Source organism: Knoellia sp. LjRoot47, assembly GCF_964253435.1.
GTDB lineage: Bacteria > Actinomycetota > Actinomycetes > Actinomycetales > Dermatophilaceae > Knoellia.
Map to the genome: position 1 here is coordinate 2,172,172 of NZ_CAXUQS020000001.1, position 20,003 is coordinate 2,192,174.

Consider the following 20,003-nt stretch of genomic DNA (forward strand, 5'->3'; position numbering starts at 1 on the left):
TGGTCAACGTGGCCCGAGTAGCAACGAGTCTTCCGTCCCTGGCCCTCTCGCGTGGGGGCCTCGACCGCCACAGCGAGCTGCGGACCGAGCCCGGTCTGCTCCACGTCCTCCTCGACGACCCGGCCACGCGGGTGCTCGAGCTGGTGGACGGCCGCGCCGTCGTCACCGAGGCTCCGGACGGTCGGGTGGGGCTGGCCTATCGCGCGCCCGAGGCCGCCGACCACGACCGGTTCACTGCCTACCTCGGGCACGACGGCCCGACCGGCGGGACGGCATACGTGCTCTCGGTCGCCGACGAGACGAGCGCGGCGGGCGGTGCGACGGGCGGCGTCGACACGCCGCAGCGGCAAGGGCTGCGTGGCGTCGGTGCGCAGCTCGACGACCTCGACGCGGGCGTGCTCACCACGGCCACGGGACTGGCCAACTGGCACCGGCGCCACGGCTACTGCCCGCTGTGCGGCACCCCGACGACGCCGGCGCAGTCGGGCTGGATCAGGGTGTGCCCCGCCGACGGGAGCGAGCACTACCCCCGCACCGACCCGGCGGTGATCATGTCGGTCGTCGACGAGCGCGACCGGCTCCTGCTGGCCCGCGGTGTCGGCTTCGCACCGCACGGCATGTCGGTGCTCGCGGGGTTCGTCGAACCCGGTGAGAGCCTGTCGGCCGCCGTGGCCCGTGAGGTCCACGAGGAGGTCGGGGTGCGTGTCACCGACGTCACCTACCTCGGTGACCAGCCGTGGCCGTTCCCCTCGTCGCTGATGATCGGCTTCACCGCGCGGGCGGTCTCGACCGAGCTGGTGCTTCAGCAGGACGAGATCGAGGAGGCGCGCTGGTTCGAGCGCGAGGAGCTGGCCCGCGCCGTCGCCGACGGGTCGCTGCGCATCTCGAGCCGGATCTCGATCGCCCGCCGGCTCATCGAGCACTGGTACGGCGAGGAGATCGACGCCCCCGAGGCGACCCTGCGCGGCTGACGCCGCCGAGGGAGTCAGGCGCCGAGGCGCTGCTTGACCTCGCCGATCGACGGGTTCGTCGCCGCCGACCCGTCCGGGAAGACGACGGTCGGGACGGTCTGGTTGCCACCGTTGACCTGCATGACGTAGACCGCCGCGTCCTCGTCGCGTTCGATGTCGACGACGTCGTAGGCGATGCCCTCACGGTCCATCTGCGACGAGAGGCGGCGGCAGTAGCCGCACCAGCTCGTCGAGTACATCGTCACGGTGCCGGCGGCGGGGGTCGGGGTGCTCATGGCGCTCCTGTGGAAGGCGGGGTCGGGCGGTCGGGCCCGACACCTAGGATCGCACCGATGTCCTCCCTGCCCGCACACCCGTCCGCCGACGCGGTCCTCGACGGCCTCGACCCGCAGCAGCGCGAGGTCGCGGCCAACCCGACCGGCCCCATGGTCGTCCTCGCCGGTGCCGGCACGGGCAAGACCCGCGCGATCACCCACCGCATCGCGTATGCCGTCCTCTCCGGGGCGCAGCAGCCGCAGCGCACGCTCGCGGTCACCTTCACGGCCAGGGCCGCGGGTGAGATGAGGACCCGGCTGCGCGACCTCGGCGTCGGTGGTGTGCAGGCGCGGACCTTCCACGCGGCCGCGCTGCGCCAGCTGCACTACTTCTGGCCGCAGGCGATCGGCGGCGCGGCGCCCGAGGTCATGCCGCACAAGGCCGGCGCCGTCGCCGAGGCCGCGGGCCGGCTGCGGATGCGCTTCGACCGCACGGGGATCCGCGACCTCGCGGCCGAGGTCGAGTGGGCCAAGGTCAGCATGCTCACCTCCGAGACCTACGCGACGGCGGCGCGCACCGCTGGCCGGGAGGCACCCGGCCTCGACCTCACGGCGATGGCGCGGGTGCTCGCGGCCTACGAGGAGGTCAAGGCCGAGCGCGGGGTGATCGACTTCGAGGACGTCCTCCTCGTCCTCGTCGGCATCCTCGAGGAGAACGACACGGTCGCCCGGGCGGTGCGTGAGCAGTACCGCAGCTTCGTCGTCGACGAGTACCAGGACGTCAACGCCCTCCAGCAGCGGCTCCTCGACCTCTGGCTGGCCGACCGCAAGGACATCTGCGTCGTGGGCGACCCGGCCCAGACGATCTACTCGTTCACGGGCGCCTCGCCGGCGCACCTCCTCGGGTTCCGGTCGCGCCACCCCCAGGCCCGGCAGGTCGAGCTCGTGCGCAACTACCGGTCGACGCCCGAGATCGTCGGCCTCGCCAACCTCGTGCTGCGCTCCCCGAGTGGGGGGCGGCGCAGCGGCTCGGTCGTCCTCGAGGCCCAGCGCCAGGGTGGCCCCGCGCCGACGCTCGCCCACCACGACGACGACCCGGCGGAGGCGGCGGCCGTCGCCGGCCAGATCGCCGACCTCGTCGCCGCCGGCACCTCGCCGGCCGACATCGCCGTGCTCTTCCGCACCAACGGGCAGTCCGAGGTCGTCGAGTCGGCGCTCGCGGACCGCGGCATCCCCTACCTCGTCCGCGGCGGGGAGCGGTTCTTCCAGCGCAAGGAGGTCCGCGACGCCGTGGTCCTCATGCGTGGCGCCGCGCGCTCCGACGACGGCTCGGTGACCCTGCCCGAGCTCGTGCGCGACGTGCTCCTCGGGGCCGGCTGGTCGCGCGAGGTCCCCGTCGTCGGAGGAGCCGCACGCGAACGGTGGGAGTCGCTCGCCGCCCTGGCCGCGCTCGCCGACGACCTCTACGCCGCCGACGGCGAGGCCCGCATGCCCGCGTTCGTGCGTGAGCTCGACGAGCGCATGTCGGCCCAGCACGCCCCGTCGGTGCAGGGCGTCACGCTCGCGTCGTTGCACGCCGCCAAGGGGCTCGAGTGGGGGACGGTCTTCCTCATCGGCTGCTCCGACGGCTACCTCCCCATCACGATGGCCGACACCCCCGAGGCGATCGAGGAGGAGCGCCGTCTGCTCTACGTCGGTGTGACCCGCGCCCGCGACCGTCTCGTGCTCTCGTGGTCGGGCGCCCGCACCCCCGGCGCCCGGGCGACGCGTCGGCCCTCCCGCTTCCTCGACGGCACGGCGAGCATCCTCGGCGAGGGCGCCCGCTCGCAGCCCAAGCGCTCGACGCGCGTCGGCGGCTCCGGAGGCAAGGCAGCCAAGGTCGCTCGCCGGAGCACCTGCCGCACGTGCGGCAAGGACCTCGAGACCGCGGGGGAGCGGACCGTGGGGCGCTGCTCGACCTGCCCGGCGACCTACGACGAGGCCCTGTTCGAGAACCTGCGCGAGTGGCGACTCGCGACGGCACGAGCAGCGAGCGTGCCGGCATACGTCGTCTTCACCGACGCGACGCTCACGGCCATCGCCGAGCAGGCGCCGGACGACGTGGCCGCGCTGTCGTCGATCAGCGGCGTCGGCCAGCGCAAGCTCGACCTCTACGCCGCGCAGGTGCTGGCGATCCTGGGTGGCGCGACACCCGAGTCCGTCGTCGAATCCGCGACAATTTTTTCCGACGAATCCGGCTCTGCCGCAACGGATTCGGGCGCCTGATGCGACGCCCCCACAAAACATCTCGTTAATTCCGTTGCACGCCGTCTCGCCGACCCCCTAGCCTGATCTCACACAGCACGACGACCGTCGTGCCGCCGCAGCACCAGAGCAGTGAGGAGGGTTGGCCGCATGGAGACCACGAAGAGCATCGCAACGGACTACGCCGTTCCGTTCCGCACGCGTGAGCACCAGGGCGCTCTGCCGACCCTCGCGCCCATCAGCGTTCCGGTCCAGGGGATCAGTGTGTCCGCTGCCGGCATGGGCGCCCCGAAGGGCGCCGGTGTCCGCGCCGATGCCGCCTTCGACCTCACCACGGGTGTTCTGTCCGCCTCCTGCCAGGCGTCGCCGCTGTAGTCCAGCAGCGACTGGCCTCCAGGCCGCGGAACCCACCCGGGATCCGCGGCCTTTTTCGTTGTCCGTCGATCCGCAGACCATCACACAACCGACGCAACACAACCCCCACCCCGACCGGGTGGGAGAAGGAGGTGACACCCCGTGCAGCTGACCGACCTCATCGACGCACAGGAGTGCACTGCAGAACTCGGTGACTCCGTGCCCTGTCGCGAGAACGACGCGGAGATCTGGTTCGCCGACACCCCCGCCGGAGTCGAGTTCGCCAAGGCCCTCTGCGGGACCTGCCCCATCAAGGCCGCCTGCCTCGCGGGTGCCCTCGACCGGCAGGAGCCGTGGGGCGTCTGGGGCGGCGAGCTCTTCGAGCAGGGAGTCGTCATTCCCCGCAAGCGGCCCCGCGGCCGCCCGCGCAAGGAGACCGTCGCCGCATGACCGGCACCTCGCGCCTCGCGCTCGACACCGTCGAGCGCCACCCGACCTCATGACCACCCACCTGGATCCTTGGAGGAACCATGTACCGCAGGCGAATGCAGCAGGTTCGTCGCACCCTGCACGAGCGCAACGTGCACGAAGCACAGCGCAAGGCGCAGATGCACCTCGAGCGCGAGCGGATGCTCGCCGAGGTCCGCATGATCGTGCGATGACCGACCAGGATCGGCGCCGCTCCCACGCCGGGGGCGGCGCCGTTCCATGTCCGGCGACGTGCCGTCCCCGCGCGGACGGCCGGGTATCCCGTCCTCGTGCGGACGCGCGCCTATGCCGTCCGCTGCCCACTCCCTGAGACGTCCCCCTCTCGCGGTGGACCGGTCGGGGACACCGTGGTTCGCTCTTGCCATGTCGTCGACCGCAGCCGCCCGGATCCTCCCGGTCATGCCCGCTGCCGTCATGTGCTGTCGCTGTTGCCGCTGACGCGTTCCCCGCTCGCCGCACCGCCTCGCCGCACAGCCTCCCGGTCGCCCTCGTGGCTCGACCTCCTCACTGACGACACCCTTCTCGAAAGAGTCCCATGACCCTCGCGCGTCCCACCTCCACCCTCCCCGGCGTCAACACCTTCACGCCCGTCCAGCTGCTCCGCGTCGCTCGACTGTTCGCCGCCGACCCCGAGCTGCCCGACCTCCTCCCGGCCCGTGCCGAGGACCCGGGTGGCCGGCGCTGGCACCAGCTCGCCGAGACCCACCACCTCCAGCTCTGGGTCATCGAATGGCCCCCCCGCGCCAGCACGGGCTTTCACGACCACGGAGGCTCGCGCGGCGCGTTCACGGTCGTCCGCGGCTCGCTCACCGAGCGCCAGGTGGTCCACGGTGCCCTCCACGAGCGCGTCCTGGGTGAGGGGGAGGGCCGCGCCTTCGGTGCCAACCACCTGCACGACGTCGTCAACACCGGCGAGGTCGCCGCGCTGAGCGTGCACGCCTACTCGCCGCGCCTGGACCAGATGACCCACTACGACCTCGTCGACGGCGCCCTCGTGCCGTCAGGAGTCGAGCAGCGCGGAGTCGGCTGGTGAGCGGCACCGGGATCGAGGAGCAGCTCCAACAGGCCCGCGACCGACTCGACCGTCTCTCGGCGCGTGAGGCCTGGCGCGAGGTCAGGTCCGGCGCCGCCTGGCTGGTCGACATCCGCCCCGCCGCGCAGCGCGCCGAGGAGGGCGAAGTCGCCCCCGGCCTCGCCCCGCTCGTCGTCGAGCGCAACGTCCTCGAGTGGCGCTTCGACCCGCGACAGGACGCGGTTCTGCCGGGGGTCGACTTCGACACCCGCGTCATCGTCCTCTGCCAGGAGGGCTACACCTCGAGCCTGGCGGCGGACGCCCTCCGCTCGCTGGGGCTCGAGAGGGCGACCGACGTCGTCGGCGGGTTCGCCGCCTGGCGCGGCCAGGGCCTGCCCGTCGCGCGCACGAGCGAGCTGCTTCGGGCCTGACCACCGCGGCCGTGGTCCGGGGCCGTCCTAGGCTGGGCCCATGCCCACGCTGACGATCGCCCAGGACCCGGCCGCCGACAAGGTGCTCAGCGAGGACCCGTTCGCCCTGCTCACCGGGATGCTGCTCGACCAGCAGTTCCCGATGGAGCGGGCCTTCGCCGGCCCGGCCAAGGTCCTCGAGCGCTTCGGCACCCTCGACGTTTCCGAGATCGCCGCCGCCGAGCCCGAGGCCTTCGCCGACCTCTGCGCGACCCCGCCCGCCGTGCACCGTTACGGCCGGTCGATGGCGGCGCGCATCCAGGCGCTGGCCACCGTCGTGCGCGACGAGTACGCCGGTGACGCCAGCCGCATCTGGACCGACGCCGCCACCGGCGCCGAGCTGTTCGGCCGGGTCACGAAGCTGCCGGGCTTCGGCGAGCAGAAGGCCAAGATCTTCGTCGCGCTGCTGGCCAAGCAGCTCGACGTCCGCCCCGACGGCTGGGAGGAGGCGGCGGGTGCCTACTCCGAGACCGGCAGCTTCCGCTCGGTGGCCGACGTCGTCGACGCGGAGTCGCTCCAGAAGGTTCGCGACTTCAAGAAGTCGGCCAAGGCCGCCGCCAAGGCCGCCGCCGCGAAGGACTGAGCCACCCCACGGGGTCGGGGAGCGCGGGCGAGCCGCGCAGCGCGACCCGGCGGGACGGCATACACGCAGGAGGTATGCCGTCCGCTCACCGAGCCGGCGGGAGCGCGTCCTCGTCGATGCCGGGGACGTGCGCGAGGACGAGCTCGCGCATGGGCACCCGACCGCCGATCTGGCACAGCACGCCGATGCACCCGAGCCACACCCGGTGGATGAGGAGGTACTCGGGCGGCAGGTTGAACCGCAGCCCGACGAGGAACTCCTCGCGTCGCGGGTCCTGGATCGTGCCGGACACCGACCGCAGCCAGCTCCGGCTGAAGGTGAAGCTCTCGTGCTCGAGGGGCTCGACGAAGGTCTGCAGGTAGTGCAGCAGCGCGGTGTCGGAGACCTCGACCCCCGGGCGGATGAAGCCCTCGCGCCGCAGGACCGCACCGAGCGCCGCCTCGTCGCCGGCCAGCGTCTGCGTGATGAGCTCGCCCATCGAGCTCGGCATGCCGTCGGGCAGGCGGTTGACCGCGCCGAAGTCGAGGACACCGAGGCGCCCGTCGGGGGTGATCCGGAAGTTGCCGGGGTGCGGGTCGGCGTGGAGCAGACGTGCCCGGTTGGGGCCGCGCAGGAGGAACTCGAGGTAGAGCCCGGCGGCCTCGTCGCGCTCGGCCGGCGTGCCGTCGGCGATGACCTGCGAGAGCGGCCTGCCGTCGACCCACTCCGAGACGATGACCTGCGAGGAGTAGGCGAGGACGTCGGGCACGAAGACGTCGTCGTCGTCGCGGAACGCCCTTGCGAAGACCTTCTGGTAGCCGGCCTCGAGGGCGTAGTCGAGCTCCTCGCTCATGCGGGCCTTGACCTCGTCGAGGATCGGCCCCATGGCGATGCCGGGCACCATGGCGCCGGCGAGCCGGGCGACCCGCGACAGCTGGTTGATGTCGGACAGCAGGGCCTCGCCGGCGCCGGGGTACTGCACTTTGACCGCGACCGGGCGGCCGTCACGCCACACGGCGCGGTGCACCTGGCCGATCGACGCGGCGGCGACGGGCCGGTCCTCGAAGGACTGGAACTTCGCGGTGCGCCAGCGCGGTCCGAGCTGCTCGGCGAGGATCGCGTGGACGCGCTCGACCGGCATGGGCGGGGCCGCGTCCTGGAGCTTGGTGAGGGTGGCGCGGTAGGGGCCGGCAAGCTCCTCGGGCATCGCCGCCTCCATCACCGACAGCGCCTGCCCGAACTTCATCGCGCCGCCCTTGAGCTCACCGAGCACGGCGAAGAGCTGCTCGGCCGTGCGCGCCTGGAGCTCGGCGGCGATGGCTTCCGCCGGTGCACCGCCGACCCTGCGGCCCAGTCCCACGGCCGCGCGCCCGGCATGACCCAGCGGCAGGCCGACGAGCTTGGCCGTGCGCGCGAGGGAGCGTCGGGGGATGTCACTCACCCCGCCATTGTGTCGTGACCTCCTGACAGGTGTGCCGGCACTCCCGCAGACGGGCACACGGGGCACATCGGGTGGCGCTCCCAGTGGCGGTGCGTGACGGTCGGTCCGTCGACCTCGATCTCGGTGGAGACCCCGACGAGCCGGCTCGCCCCGGCGACCTGGGCGAGCACGACCGTGGCGGTGACGGCAGCGGTGAGGACGCCCAGCCCGCCGGCGGGGAGGGCGACGGGGTCGAGCGCGAGGCGGCTGCTCGGCAGCGCCCCGACGGCATCGAGGTCGTGGGCGACGAGGGCGTGGCAGCGCCAGCAGGCGCCGAGGCCGGGGACGACGAGAGGGCCGATCGTGCTCACGTGGCCGTCGCACGTCACCGGCAGGTGCGGGACGCCGGCCCGGTGCCACGGGCTCGCCGCCTCGACGGTCACCGTCGACCCGGCCACGAGCACGACGGCTGCAGGCCGGTCGCGTGGGCTCGTCGACATCAGGGCCTCCGCGGCGTCGGCGGCGAAGGGCCCGCCCTGCACGCGGGTGGCACCGGCGAGGCGGAGCTGGCGGCTGATCTCCTCGGGGAGACCGCCGCGGCCGTCCACGACGACGAGCGGGTGTGGCATCGGTGCCTCCGGGATCGGGTGGTGCCGCCAATCTGGCACACCCGCGGGGCGCCGCCTCCGCGTCATCCACAGGCCCTCGGACGCACCGCGGCCCCCGGTGGTGAGCCGGGGGCCGCTGGGAACGAGAGGGCTGGGGCGCTCAGGCCTTGCCGAGGATGCGGTTGAGGTTCGTGCCGCACACGGGGCACTTGCCCTTGGCCATGCGGCGGCCGTTGTCGGAGACGACGACGTTGCCCTCGGCCTCGCGCTTCTCCTTGCACTTCACGCAGTAGAACTCGCCCTTGTAGGTCTCGTCAGCCATTGCAACTCCTTGGTCGTGGTGCCGCGGATGAGCGGCGATGACCGTTTCACCCTAGACCGCGGGAGCACGCGTTCGTGCTCAGCCACGCGTGCCTGCACCGCGTGGCGCGGGGGGTTCTGTGCGCGCCGATCGCCCCATGCTTCACGTGCGCACCACGAGCCCCACTGGCCCCATTCGGCGGGTCGTCGTGCCTCTCCAGCCTCTCACCGCGCCGTGTCGACGGGCGCACCGGGTGCTCCGCCCACCGCGCGCCACCCACCCGTTGTCGGGCGTCTGGCCTACCGTTGAGGGGTGAGCACCGAGGACGTCGAGGTCCGGCGCAGTCACCGTCGCCGCCGCACCGTGAGTGCGCGCCGCGAGGGCGACCGTGTCGTCGTGCTCATCCCGGCCTCGATGTCCCGCGCCGAGGAGCGCGTCTGGGTCGCCCGCATGGTCGACCGGCTCGAGGCGGGGGAGCGGCGTCGCCGACCGAGCGACGACGGCCTCATGGCCCGCGCCACCGAGCTCTCCGAGCGCTACCTCGGCGGCCACGCCCGCCCGCGCTCGATCCGGTGGGTCACCAACCAGCGTTCGCGGTGGGGCAGCTGCACCCCGTCTGACGGCTCCATCCGGCTCTCCGACCGGCTCCAGGGCATGCCGACCTATGTCGTCGACTACGTCATCCTCCACGAGCTCGCCCACCTGCTCGTCGGTGGCCACAACCGCGACTTCTGGACCCTGCTGCGCTCCTACCCCAAGCTCGAGCGCGCCCGCGGGTTCCTCGACGGGGTGGCGCTGGCCAAGGGTCTCGACCTGGCCGACGATGACGACGACGTCGTCGAGGACGCCTCCGCCTGAGCCGCCATGGGGCTCACAAGCCCAGGGCCCGCCGGGTCGCCCCGACGAGGGCCGAGAGCTCGGTGCGCGTGCCCTGCGGCAGCGCCGTGGTCGGCCACCACGCGACGTCGAGGGACTCCTCGCTCGTCACGGGCACCGTCTCCCGGTCGAGCACCGCGGCGAACCGCACGTCGAGGTGCCCCCGGCACCAGCCGAAGTCACCGACCAGCTCGTGCTGGTCGAGCTGCACGACGACGGGCGCGGGCGTGACGGACGCGACCCCGGACTCCTCGCGACCCTCGCGGGTCGCGGCGGCGAGCAGGCTCTCGTCAGTGGTCTCGAGGTGGCCGCCGAACTGGAACCACTGCCTCGCCCGACGGTGGTGGGTGAGGAGCACGTGGCCCGCGTCGGGCGTGATGACGAGACAGCTCGCCGTGAGGTGCTCGCGTGGGCCCGCCTTCGCGACCCCGTCCGGATGCCGCTCGAGATGCGCGAGGTATGCCGTCCGCAACCGCTCCTGCGCGGCGTCGGGTGCGCTCCAGGCACGCAGGACCCGGGTGGCGTCGGCGTGGAGATGGGCGAACGCCCCCGCCACGTCGACCTCGAGGTCTGCTGCCTGAGCCGACGCGTGGGTCGGTGACGGGCCGGTCGGTGACTGCTCGGTCGGTGACTGCTCGGTCGGGGAGGGACCGGTCACCGGGCGGACGGGTCGTCGGGCGTCGAGCCCTCGGTGGGGCCCTCGCCGGAGTCGCCCCGCAGCAACGCGGAGAGCTCGGCGTCGAAGTCGTCGCCGCTCGCGCTCGAGCGCTGTCGCTCGACGTAGCCGAGCGGGTCGTCGAGGTCGGCGGCGTCGGGAGCGACGTCGGGGTGGGCCCAGGCCGCGTCGCGCGCCTCGGCTCCACCTGAGGCCTCCAAGGCCGCGAAGAGGTTGGCGGCGTCACGGAGACGTCGGGGTCGCAGCTCGAGCCCGACCAGTGCGGCGAAGGTCTTCTCGGCCGGACCGCCGCTGGCGCGGCGACGGCGGATCGCCTCACCGAGGGCCTCGGCCTGGGGCAGGTGCGGCGAGACGGCGGCGGCCGCGACGACGTCGACCCAGCCCTCGATGAGGGCGAGCAGCGTCTCGAGCCGCGACAGCGCGGCCTTCTGGGCGGCGGACTGCTGGGGGGCGAAGAGCCGTCCGGCGAGGGCCTGCTGCATCGCCTCGACGTCGGTCGGGTCGATCGAACGCAGACCCTCCTCGATGGCATCGGTGTCGATCGTCGTGTCCCGCGCGTAGTCGCGGACCGCGGCGAGGACCTGCGGGCCGAGCCACGGGACCGCGTGGAACAGGCGGGTGCGGGCGCTCTCGCGCACCGCGAGGTGGAGCCGTGCCTGCGGCTCGTCGATCTCGAGGCCGGCGGCGAACGCGGCGATCGCGCCAGGCATGAGCACGACGTCGGGGGCGGGGACGAGCGGGAGCGAGACCTCTCCGCCGGTGAGGACCTCGCCGGCGAGGGCACCGACGGCCTGACCGAGCTGGACGGAGAACATCGAGCCCTGCATGCGGCGCAGCATCGGCGCCATCTGGCCCATCATCGCCGCGGGGTTGGTGCCGGGCGGGACGAGGCCCTCGGGCAGGCCGCCCTCACCGAGCTGACCGAGCTGCTTGGTCATCGCGGCACCCATGGCGTCCCCGACGCCGACGGCGATGGGGTCGACGAGGTCGCGCCACACCGGCATCGTCGCCTCGACCCACTCGGAGCGGCTCCAGGCCCGGCCGACGAGACCGGAGTGGTCGAGGTCGGTCACCGCGTCGAGCCAGAGGTTCGCGACGTCGACCGCCTCACGGGCGTCGCTCGACACCGCGGTCGCGACCGACGGGTCACCCTCGGCGGCGACCGTCTTGCGGGCGATGTCGGTGGCCACGCTGACGTCGACCGAGCCACTCTCGTCGGCGCCGGCGAACATCGCCTGCACCTGACCGGCGACCATCTGGAGCATCTGCGGGTCGACGTCGTCGAGCCCCATGTTGCGCATCATCTCGACCATCTGGGGGTCCAGGTCCGCACCTCCCGTGAGGCCGCGAAGGACCTGCTCCAGCTCCGGCGGGAGGCCCTGCTCCTCGGGCTCGTCGGGGCGGTCGTGCGAATCGGTCACTGAGGGTCTCCTCGGGCGGCGGTGCGATGATGTGGTCTCATCAGTACCCAACCACGGATGGTCCGCGGATAGTTCCGAGGAGGAGCGCGTGCAGCACGACCTCACGAGCGTCCCGGCCGTGCCCGGCACCGTCGCCCTCGCCGAGATCCGCGAGGCCCCGCTCTCGGTCGACGAGGTGCTCGCGAGCGTCCAGGACCCGACCTGCGGTGGCATCACCGTGTTCGTCGGCGTCGTGCGTGACCACGACCGCGGGCAGGAGGTCTCCTCGCTGGACTACACCGTCCACCCGACGGCCGCCGACCGGTTGCGCGAGGTGAGTGAGGACGTCGCGGCGCGCTCCGGCGCCGTCCGGCTCGGCGCGCTCCACCGCGCCGGCCACCTCGAGATCGGTGACGTCGCCGTCGTGGTCGCGGCGTCCGCCGCCCACCGCGACGCCGCCTTCGCGGCCTGCCGCGACCTCATCGACACACTCAAGGCCGAGGTCCCGATCTGGAAGCACCAGCAGCTGGGCGACGGCGGCACCGAGTGGGTCGGGCTGCCGTGAGCACTCCCGACCCGACCGCCTCCGCGGGCGGCGCCGGCTCGTCCGCGCCCCACGACCTCGACGCCGCCTCCGGCACGAACCCGTATGCCGTGAGCCGCCGCAGTGGCGGGCTCCTGTCGTCGCTGTTCCTCGTCATCGTCATCGCTGCCGGGCTGTCGTTCATCCCCCTGCCCTACGTGATCTTCCAGCCGGGCCCGATCACCAACACCCTCGGCACGCTCGACGGCAAGGAGATCATCCAGGTCAAGGGAGCCACGGCATACCCCGCCAAGGGCGCACTCGACTTCACGACCGTGCGGGTGACCGGCGGACCGGGCGTGCGGGTCAACCTCTTCGAGCTCGCCGAGGCCGCACTGCGCCCCGACTACGAGATCTACAAGCGCGAGGAGATCTACCCGACCGAGACGACCCGCGAGCAGATCCAGCAGGAGAACGCCGCCGAGATGGTCGACTCGCAGGAGGTCGCGGCAGCGATCGCGCTCCGCGAGACCGGCCGGACCGTCCCGGAGCGGGTCGTCGTCTCCGCCCTTCCCGAGGGATCGCCCGCCAAGGGCGTGCTCGAGCCCGGTGACGAGATCCTGTCCGTCGCCGGGACCGCGACGCCGGATGCCAAGGCGGTCCAGGCCGCGGTGCAGGCGCAGAAGGCCGGTGCCCCGGTCGCGATCGTCGTGCGTCGCGACGGCACCCAGAAGACCGTGTCGGTGACGACCCGCGACGTCCAGGGCAGGACGGTCGTCGGTGTCTCGCTCGGCCGCGACTACGACCTCCCGGTCGACGTCACCATCACGGCCGGGGGAGTGGGCGGTCCGTCCGCGGGCACGATGTTCACCCTCGCCGTCTACGACCTGCTGACGCCCGGTGACCTCACCGGCGGCAAGCGCATCGCGGGCACGGGGACGATGGAGCCCGACGAGTCGGTGGGACCCATCGGCGGCATCCGGCAGAAGCTGGCGGGTGCGCGCAACGGCGGCGCCGACTACTTCCTCGCCCCCGCCGACAACTGCGACGAGGTCGTCGGGCACGTCCCCGACGGGCTCGAGGTCGTCAGGATCGGCTCCTTCGACGACGCGCTCGGTGCGGTCAAGGCGATCGCGGCCGACGACGTGGCGTCGCTGCCCCGCTGCTGACGCTGACCGCGCCTGCGGTCAGTCGCTGAAGGTCGACCGCAGGGCGGCGACCAGCCCGGGTGCGATGTCGGACCCGGTGGCGACCCGGTCGTCGCGGTCGTGCTCGCGCTGGCGCAGCAGGCAGATACTCCGGCCGTCACGAGTGACGGCCGCGAGGAGCCGCACGTCACGGCGGTCCGGGTGCTCGGCGAGGGCGGCGACGGCGGCGTCGCGGTCCTGGGGCAGGTCGCGCTCCGCCTCCGGTGGGACGACGAGGCGCTCGACGACGATGGCGCAGCCGAGCACCGTGTCGGGCCACGCGATCTGACCGAGCAGCGACTCGATCGACTCGTTCTCGGGCAGGTCCTCCTGCTCGATCGCGGTGAGTGCACCGTCGACCTGGTCCGAGACCGTGAGCCCTGCGGCGAGCTGCGGCTCGCGGGTGAGCAGGTCGGCCGTCGAGACCAGGGCGAAGAGCCGCGGCGGCTGGTCCCATCCCCCGGAGGCGACGTGGCGCTCGGTGTCGAGGGCGGCGAGGGACAGCGGTTCGGTCACGGGCTGCGAGGCGGAGGTCACGGGCCCATCCTCGCGCACACATGTCGGGAAGATAGGGTCACCCTTCAGCCCGGGTCCGCTCGGGGAGTTCACGGACCTGGAGTGAGCGAACAGTGAGCCGGCCAGAGTGGTTCGACGGTATCGACCCCGACGACGCAGACAAGCAGTCCGGGGGGTCAGGTCCGCGTGATCCGGGCGGACCCGCCCGCGGTCCCGGTGCCGGGGGTGGAGCAGGAGCCGGCGGCAACGTCCGGCGTCCCGGTCGGCCCGGCGGCCCGGGTGTGCCGCCGAGGAGGGGACCGCTCGGCACGACCCTGGCGATCCTCGCCGGGCTCGCGATCCTCGCCCTCATGGCGGCGGGCGTCCTCACCGACGTGTGGTGGTACGACTCCGTCGGCTTCCGCAGCGTCTTCCTCACCCAGCTCGGCACCCGCGTGCTGCTGTTCGTGGCCGCCTTCGTCATCACCGCCGGCGCGGTCGCCGCGAGCCTCATCGTCGCCTACCGCTCCCGGCCGCGGCGCATCCTGCCGTCCCCGTCGGCGCAGGTGCTCGACCAGTACCGCCAGGTTCTCGACCCGCTGCGCCGCCTCGCGACGATCGTCGTGCCGTCCGTGCTCGGGCTGCTCGCGGGCGCGGCGGCGATGGGCGCCTGGCGCACGTTCCTTCTCTGGCGCAACGCGGTGCCGTTCGGCACCAAGGACCCCCAGTTCGGGCTCGACGTGGGCTTCTTCGTCTTCACGCTGCCGTGGCTGCGCTTCCTCGTGAGCTTCTTCACGGTCGTCCTGCTGCTGGCGCTGCTCGCTGCGGCGTTCACCCACTACGTCTACGGCGGGCTCCAGCTGCCCGGACGCGGCGAGACCACGCGCGCGGCGTTCATCCAGGTCGCGACGCTGGCCTCCCTGCTCGCCCTCGTGCGCGCCGCCGCCTACTGGCTCGACCGCTACAGCCTCACCACGAGCGAGTCCAAGCTCATCACCGGCATCACCTACACCGATGCCAATGCGGTACTCCCGATCAAGGCGATCCTCGCGGTCGCGACGGTGATGTGCGCCGGCTTCTTCATCGCGTCGATCTGGACCCGGAGCTGGCGCCTGCCGCTCATCGGGGTCGGTCTGCTCACCGTGCTCTCCGTCGTCGCCGGCGGCCTCTACCCAGCCGCGGTCCAGTCGCTCAAGGTGCGCCCGTCGGAGAAGTCGCTCGAGGCCCAGTACATCCAGCGCAACATCGACGCCACCCGCGCGGCCTTCGGCATCGACGGCATCAAGAAGACGCCCTACTCCGCCACGACCGACGCCGAGCCCGGGCAGCTGCGCGAGGACGCCGAGACCATCCCCGGCATCCGGCTCGTCGACCCCAACGTCGTCTCGCCGACCTTCCGTCAGTTCGAGGGCCTGCGCCAGTACTACGCCTTCCCCGACATCCTCGACGTCGACCGCTACTCGATCGACGGCAAGAAGAGCGACTCGGTCGTCGCCGTGCGTGAGCTCAACCTCGCGGGCGTCCCCGAGAACCAGCGCAACTGGCTCAACGACCACACCGTCTACACCCACGGCTTCGGCTTCATCGGTGCCTACGGCAACAAGCGCACGAGCGAGGGCGACCCCCAGTTCTTCTCGAGCGGCTTCTCCACCAAGGGCCCGATGGGCGTCGACTACGAGCCGCGCATCTACTTCGGCGAGGAGTCGCCGAGCTACTCCATCGTCGGCGCCCCCAACGGCGCCAAGCCGCGCGAGTTCGACTTCCCGGACGACCGAGGCGAGGGCGGCCAGGCCAACAACACCTACGAGGGCTCCGGCGGTGTGGCCATCGGGTCCTTCGCCCGCAAGCTCGCGTATGCCGTGAAGTACCGCGAGCCGAAGTTCCTCCTCTCCGACGCGGTCAACTCCGACTCGCGGCTGCTCGACCACCGCAGCCCGCGCGAGCGCGTCGAGCGCGTCGCCCCGTGGCTCACGGTCGACGGCAACGCCTACCCCGCCGTCGTCGACGGCCGGGTCAAGTGGATCGTCGACGCCTACACGACCACCGCCCGCTACCCCAACAGCCGCCTCACCGACCTCGCCGAGGCCACCTCGGACTCGGTGAGCGAACGCTCGTCGAGCGTCGTCGTCGCCGGCGCCGGTCAGGTCAACTACATCCGCAACTCGGTCAAGGCCACCGTTGACGCCTACGACGGCCAGGTCAAGCTCTACGGCTGGGACACCAAGGACCCGATCCTCAAGGCCTGGAGCAAGGCGTTCCCCGGCGCGGTCTCCCCGATGTCGGAGATGTCGGCCCAGCTCATGAGCCACGTCCGCTACCCGCAGGACCTGTTCAAGGTCCAGCGCCAGCTGCTCTCGAGCTACCACGTCACGGACGCCAACTCCTTCTACGGCGGTGGCGACTTCTGGCGGGTCCCCAAGGACCCGACGCACGCGACCCAGGACCAGCCGGTCTACTACCAGTCGCTGGCGATGCCGGACCAGCCCGGGCCGGCGTTCTCGCTCACGACGACGTTCATCCCGTCGGGCTCGGGCCGAGAGATCCTGCGCGGGTTCCTCGCGGTCGACTCCGACGCCGGAGGTACGGCGGGCAAGCCGGCCGAGTCCTACGGGTCGATGCGCCTGCTCGAGCTGCCACGCAACTCCGCCGTCGACGGGCCGGGTCAGGTGCAGAACCAGATCGAGGTCAGCACGGCTCGCTCGCAGAGTCCCAGCGAACCGCTCAACCTCAGCCAGTTCATCGCCCAGAACCGCCAGTCGGGCAAGCAGCTGACCTACGGCAACCTGCTCACGCTGCCGGTGGGAGAGGGCCTGCTCTACGTCCAGCCGATGTATGTCCAGGCCTCACGTGAGGGCGGGTCGTTCCCGCAGAACAAGGCGACCGTCGCGGTCTTCGGCAAGCGGATCGCCTGGGGCGAGACGCTCGACCAGGCGCTCGACGGCCTGTTCGGTGGCAACTCCGGTGCCAGTGCCGGCGACAGCGGCACCGACTCCGGTGGTACGCCGACGTCTGGTGGGCCGACCCCGACCGACCAGACGCCCAGCGCCCAGCTGGCCGAGGTCATCAAGGACATCGAGGCGGCGAACGCCGCGGGTCAGGCGGCCCTCAAGAAGGGTGACTTCGCGGCCTACGGCGAGGCCCAGAAGGACCTCCAGGCCGCGATCGCCCGCGCGGCCGCGATCAGCCCGCAGCTCGTGACGCCGGCTCCCGGTGCCTCCGCCTCGCCGAGCCCCACGGCGACTCCCACGCCGAGCCCTTCGGCCTCACCCTGACCCGACGGGTCGACCCGCGCAACAGCGAGACCGCCGCGTTCACCACTGGTGGGCGCGGCGGTTCTCGATCGCGAGGAGGGCGACGGCCACGACCGCTCCGATGACCGTCTCGACGCCCCGGTCGAGGACGAGCGCCGGCGCGGACTGTGACGCTCCCAGCTGGCCCATGAGCAGTGCCATGGGCGTGATGAAGAGCAGGGCGAGGCCGTAGTTGCGGCCGACGAGGAGCTCGGTGACGACCTGGAGCACGACGACGACGAGCACGAGCGGGACCGGGTCCAGCCCGAGGAGCAGCAGCGGGATGCTCGTGAGGAGGCCGAGGACGGTCCCGGCGATGCGGTGACCCGCGCGCAGCGCCTGGTGGGCCCGGCCCCGCACGCTCAGCGGCGCCGCCGCCGCGACCATCGCCCACCACGAGTGCCCGAGCCCGGCCGTGGTCGCGACCGCTCCCGCGACACCGACCGCCACCATGTAGCGCAACGGGTCGGGACCGCGGGGCGAGCGGAGCCGGGCCCGGGGTTGGGGCACGGTCCGGGTCACGACGGCGCCGATGTTGCCGACGACGAGCGCGAAGGCAGCGCTCGCGGCCGCGACCGCAAAGGCGATGGGGACGTCCGACCACGTGGCGTGCGTCGCCGCGACGGTGCCGAACGCGAAGATGAGGAACAGCGGACCCGAGGGGTGCCAGTCGAGGACGGTCGACAGCAGCGACCCCACGCCGGCCACCCCGACCGCCGCGAGCACGAGCACCCACGGACCGGCGCCGGACGCCGCGAAGGCAGCACCCAGTCCGACGCACGTCACCAGCGCGAGGCCGGCGGTCGCCTGCATGACCGCGCGTGGGACGTGGACGTGGTTGCGCCCGTAGAGCGAGGTGAACGCGCCGAACGCGGCATACACCGCCCAGGGCGTGCGGCCGAGCGCGATGACCGTGAGCAGGGGCACGGCGACGCTGAGCCCGGCCCGCAGGGCGACGCGGTGCGAGCCCGGCGGCACCGGGTTGAGCCGGAGGAGGTCGCGCACCCCGAAGTCGAGGGTCGGGGGACGTGAGGTCGGCGACGACGCCCTGCTGCCACCGGTCCACATGCCCGCCATCGTCCCACCGTCCCGCGGGCGGCGAGCGGGTCGGTGGGGGGAGCGCGGGGGGTCGTGGGTCGACGTCACGGCCCACCGGCGCGGGCTCGACCCACCGGATTTGGTCCTCGCGTCGGTGTCCCGTAACCTAGAACCACCGAGCGGCCGCAAGGTCCTCACTCGTCGCGGGGTGGAGCAGCTCGGTAGCTCGCCGGGCTCATAACCCGGAGGTCGCAGGTTCAAATCCTGCCCCCGCTACCAACCGACAACGGCGGGTCGTCACTGACGGCCCGCCGTTCGTCGTTTTTCCGGCAGGGTGGAGGTCACCCGGCCAGCCACGAGGAGGCACAGCATGACCACGCACCGCGTCGTCGTCATCGGTTCGGGCTTCGGCGGGCTCTTCGGCACGCAGGCCCTGCGTCGCCGCAAGGACGTCGAGGTCACTCTCGTCGCCAAGACGACCCACCACCTGTTCCAGCCGCTGCTCTACCAGGTGGCGACCGGCATCCTCTCCGAGGGCGGCATCTCGCCGAGCACTCGCGAGATCCTCGCCCGCCAGAAGAACGCGCGCGTCATCCTCGGCACCGTCACCGACATCGACCTCGAGGCCAAGACCGTGACCAGCGAGGTGCTCGGCCGCGAGACCGTGACGCCGTTCGACACGCTCCTCGTCGCCGCCGGCGCCGGTCAGTCCTACTTCGGCAACGACCAGTTCGCCGAGTACGCCCCGGGCATGAAGAGCATCGACGACGCCCTCGAGCTGCGCGGCCGCATCTTCGGCTCGTTCGAGTGGGCAGAGCTCGCCACGTCGCCGGCCGAGCGCGACCGCTACCTCACCTTCGTCGTCGTCGGCGCCGGTCCCACCGGTGTCGAGATGGCCGGCCAGATCGCCGAGCTCGCCCACCGCACCCTCAAGCGCGACTTCCGCGCCATCGACACCCGTCAGGCGCGCATCGTGCTGCTCGACGCCGCCCCCCAGGTGCTGCCCTCGTTCGGTGACCGGCTCGGTGGCGCGGCCCGCAACCGCCTCACCACGATGGGCGTCGAGGTCGAGCTCGGCACCAAGGTCGTCGGCGTCGACTCCACCGGCATCGACATCGAGAAGGCCGACGGGACCCGCGACCGCATCGAGGCCGCGACCAAGGTCTGGGCCGCCGGAGTCCAGGGCTCCGAGCTGGGCGCCATGCTCGCCGCGCAGTCCGACGCCGAGCTCGACCGCGCCGGTCGCGTCCTCGTCAACCCCGACCTCACCCTCCCCGGTCGCCCCGACGTCTACGTCGTCGGCGACATGGCCTCCCTCGACGGCCTCCCCGGCGTCGCACAGGTCGCGATCCAGGGCGCCCGCTACGCCGCCAAGCACCTCAAGGCGCGGCTCGACGGCAAGCCCGCGCCCGAGAAGTTCTCGTACTTCGACAAGGGTTCGATGGCGACGATCTCGCGGTTCAGCGCCGTGGCGAGCGTCGGCAAGCTGCGGTTCTCGGGCTTCCTTGCCTGGGTGCTGTGGCTCGCGATCCACATCGTCTACCTCATCGGCTTCAAGCAGCGGATCACCACGCTCCTGCACTGGATGGTGAGCTTCATCGGCCGTGGCCGCTCCGAGCGCACCGTGACCGCACAGCAGATCCTCGCGCGCAACATCATCCGCAACATCCCGCCCGAGGACCTGCCTAAGCTGCCGGTCGTCGAGACCGACCACCTGCCGACGCCGAGCTCGAGCGCGTCCGCGAGCACGACGGCGGCCGAGGCCGAGCACGCGAGCTGACCGGCCGGCATACCCGCGGGTCGTCCACGTCCCACGCCGGACACGGATCGGGC

Annotated in this window: 21 protein-coding genes and 1 tRNA gene; 14 read left to right on the plus strand and 8 right to left on the minus strand. The window is 72.5% G+C overall.

Annotated features, from left to right (window positions below):
- Positions 1–8: 8 nt before the first annotated feature.
- The gene (gene nudC, locus ACSQ11_RS10535; protein ID WP_436005120.1) at positions 9–971 is read left to right on the plus strand and encodes an NAD(+) diphosphatase; all 963 of its coding nucleotides are present in this window, start codon (positions 9–11) and stop codon (positions 969–971) included.
- A gap of 14 nt (positions 972–985) precedes the next feature.
- Here nudC and ACSQ11_RS10540 read toward each other — a convergent pair whose 3' ends face one another.
- Positions 986–1,246 (minus strand): mycoredoxin, encoded by a 261-nt coding sequence (locus tag ACSQ11_RS10540; RefSeq protein WP_436005122.1) that lies wholly within the window; start codon positions 1,244–1,246, stop codon positions 986–988.
- Positions 1,247–1,303: 57 nt separating this feature from the next.
- Here ACSQ11_RS10540 and ACSQ11_RS10545 point away from each other — a divergent pair, with 57 nt between their 5' ends.
- From ACSQ11_RS10545 to ACSQ11_RS10575, 7 genes are all read left to right on the plus strand, one after another.
- Positions 1,304–3,490, plus strand: a complete 2,187-nt coding sequence (locus ACSQ11_RS10545) for an ATP-dependent DNA helicase UvrD2 (RefSeq protein WP_436005124.1) — start codon at positions 1,304–1,306, stop codon at positions 3,488–3,490.
- Between the two features lie 129 nt (positions 3,491–3,619).
- A complete protein-coding gene (locus ACSQ11_RS10550) occupies positions 3,620–3,844 on the plus strand; it encodes a hypothetical protein (RefSeq protein WP_436005126.1) in 225 nt (74 codons plus the stop codon).
- Positions 3,845–3,985: 141 nt separating this feature from the next.
- Entirely contained in the window at positions 3,986–4,273 is a 288-nt protein-coding gene (locus ACSQ11_RS10555; RefSeq protein WP_436005128.1) for a WhiB family transcriptional regulator, read from the plus strand.
- Positions 4,274–4,353: 80 nt separating this feature from the next.
- Positions 4,354–4,485: a hypothetical protein gene (locus tag ACSQ11_RS10560; RefSeq protein WP_436005130.1), complete on the plus strand. Its 132-nt coding sequence runs from the start codon at positions 4,354–4,356 to the stop codon at positions 4,483–4,485.
- Positions 4,486–4,847: 362 nt separating this feature from the next.
- The gene (locus ACSQ11_RS10565; RefSeq protein WP_436005132.1) at positions 4,848–5,345 is read left to right on the plus strand and encodes a cysteine dioxygenase; all 498 of its coding nucleotides are present in this window, start codon (positions 4,848–4,850) and stop codon (positions 5,343–5,345) included.
- Positions 5,342–5,755: a rhodanese-like domain-containing protein gene (locus ACSQ11_RS10570; RefSeq protein WP_436005134.1), complete on the plus strand. Its 414-nt coding sequence runs from the start codon at positions 5,342–5,344 to the stop codon at positions 5,753–5,755. Before ACSQ11_RS10565 ends, ACSQ11_RS10570 begins: the two co-directional genes overlap by 4 nt.
- 40 nt (positions 5,756–5,795) lie before the next feature.
- A complete protein-coding gene (locus ACSQ11_RS10575; RefSeq protein ID WP_436005136.1) occupies positions 5,796–6,377 on the plus strand; it encodes an HhH-GPD-type base excision DNA repair protein in 582 nt (193 codons plus the stop codon).
- A gap of 85 nt (positions 6,378–6,462) precedes the next feature.
- On the opposite strand, the gene ACSQ11_RS10580 is transcribed toward ACSQ11_RS10575, so the two are convergent.
- The 3 genes from ACSQ11_RS10580 to ACSQ11_RS10590 form a co-directional block, all read right to left on the minus strand.
- The gene (locus ACSQ11_RS10580) at positions 6,463–7,797 is read right to left on the minus strand and encodes an ABC1 kinase family protein (protein ID WP_436005138.1); all 1,335 of its coding nucleotides are present in this window, start codon (positions 7,795–7,797) and stop codon (positions 6,463–6,465) included.
- Positions 7,794–8,405 (minus strand): hypothetical protein, encoded by a 612-nt coding sequence (locus ACSQ11_RS10585; RefSeq protein ID WP_436005140.1) that lies wholly within the window; start codon positions 8,403–8,405, stop codon positions 7,794–7,796. Before ACSQ11_RS10585 ends, ACSQ11_RS10580 begins: the two co-directional genes overlap by 4 nt.
- Before the next feature lie 139 nt (positions 8,406–8,544).
- A complete protein-coding gene (locus ACSQ11_RS10590) occupies positions 8,545–8,706 on the minus strand; it encodes a DUF5679 domain-containing protein (protein ID WP_009775774.1) in 162 nt (53 codons plus the stop codon).
- A 291-nt stretch (positions 8,707–8,997) separates the two neighbouring features.
- On the opposite strand from ACSQ11_RS10590, the gene ACSQ11_RS10595 reads away from it, so the two are divergent.
- Entirely contained in the window at positions 8,998–9,543 is a 546-nt protein-coding gene (locus ACSQ11_RS10595) for a M48 metallopeptidase family protein (RefSeq protein WP_436005142.1), read from the plus strand.
- Positions 9,544–9,556: 13 nt separating this feature from the next.
- On the opposite strand, the gene ACSQ11_RS10600 is transcribed toward ACSQ11_RS10595, so the two are convergent.
- Both ACSQ11_RS10600 and ACSQ11_RS10605 read right to left on the minus strand, forming a co-directional pair.
- Positions 9,557–10,219 carry an NUDIX hydrolase gene (locus ACSQ11_RS10600; RefSeq protein WP_436005144.1) on the minus strand — a complete coding sequence of 221 codons (663 nt, stop codon included), beginning with the start codon at positions 10,217–10,219 and terminating at the stop codon, positions 9,557–9,559.
- Positions 10,216–11,658: a zinc-dependent metalloprotease gene (locus tag ACSQ11_RS10605; protein WP_436005146.1), complete on the minus strand. Its 1,443-nt coding sequence runs from the start codon at positions 11,656–11,658 to the stop codon at positions 10,216–10,218. Before ACSQ11_RS10605 ends, ACSQ11_RS10600 begins: the two co-directional genes overlap by 4 nt.
- A gap of 88 nt (positions 11,659–11,746) precedes the next feature.
- Here ACSQ11_RS10605 and ACSQ11_RS10610 point away from each other — a divergent pair, with 88 nt between their 5' ends.
- Together ACSQ11_RS10610 and ACSQ11_RS10615 are read left to right on the plus strand one after the other, a co-directional pair.
- Positions 11,747–12,202, plus strand: coding sequence for a molybdenum cofactor biosynthesis protein MoaE (locus tag ACSQ11_RS10610; protein ID WP_436005148.1), 456 nt, complete (start codon positions 11,747–11,749; stop codon positions 12,200–12,202).
- Positions 12,199–13,329: a YlbL family protein gene (locus ACSQ11_RS10615; protein ID WP_436005150.1), complete on the plus strand. Its 1,131-nt coding sequence runs from the start codon at positions 12,199–12,201 to the stop codon at positions 13,327–13,329. The genes ACSQ11_RS10610 and ACSQ11_RS10615 overlap by 4 nt, the downstream gene beginning before the upstream one ends.
- 18 nt (positions 13,330–13,347) lie before the next feature.
- Here ACSQ11_RS10615 and ACSQ11_RS10620 read toward each other — a convergent pair whose 3' ends face one another.
- Positions 13,348–13,884: a PPA1309 family protein gene (locus ACSQ11_RS10620; RefSeq protein ID WP_436005152.1), complete on the minus strand. Its 537-nt coding sequence runs from the start codon at positions 13,882–13,884 to the stop codon at positions 13,348–13,350.
- Between the two features lie 92 nt (positions 13,885–13,976).
- Between ACSQ11_RS10620 and ACSQ11_RS10625 the strand changes: the two genes are divergently transcribed.
- Positions 13,977–17,114 carry a UPF0182 family membrane protein gene (locus tag ACSQ11_RS10625; protein ID WP_436005154.1) on the plus strand — a complete coding sequence of 1,046 codons (3,138 nt, stop codon included), beginning with the start codon at positions 13,977–13,979 and terminating at the stop codon, positions 17,112–17,114.
- A gap of 39 nt (positions 17,115–17,153) precedes the next feature.
- Here ACSQ11_RS10625 and ACSQ11_RS10630 read toward each other — a convergent pair whose 3' ends face one another.
- Entirely contained in the window at positions 17,154–18,209 is a 1,056-nt protein-coding gene (locus tag ACSQ11_RS10630) for an FUSC family protein (protein WP_436005156.1), read from the minus strand.
- Between the two features lie 163 nt (positions 18,210–18,372).
- Here ACSQ11_RS10630 and ACSQ11_RS10635 point away from each other — a divergent pair.
- Both ACSQ11_RS10635 and ACSQ11_RS10640 read left to right on the plus strand, forming a co-directional pair.
- Positions 18,373–18,449: transfer RNA gene (locus ACSQ11_RS10635), tRNA-Met, on the plus strand.
- Positions 18,450–18,540: 91 nt separating this feature from the next.
- Complete coding sequence (locus ACSQ11_RS10640; protein ID WP_436005158.1) at positions 18,541–19,950, plus strand: NAD(P)/FAD-dependent oxidoreductase; 1,410 nt, start codon at positions 18,541–18,543, stop codon at positions 19,948–19,950.
- Positions 19,951–20,003 lie beyond the last annotated feature (53 nt).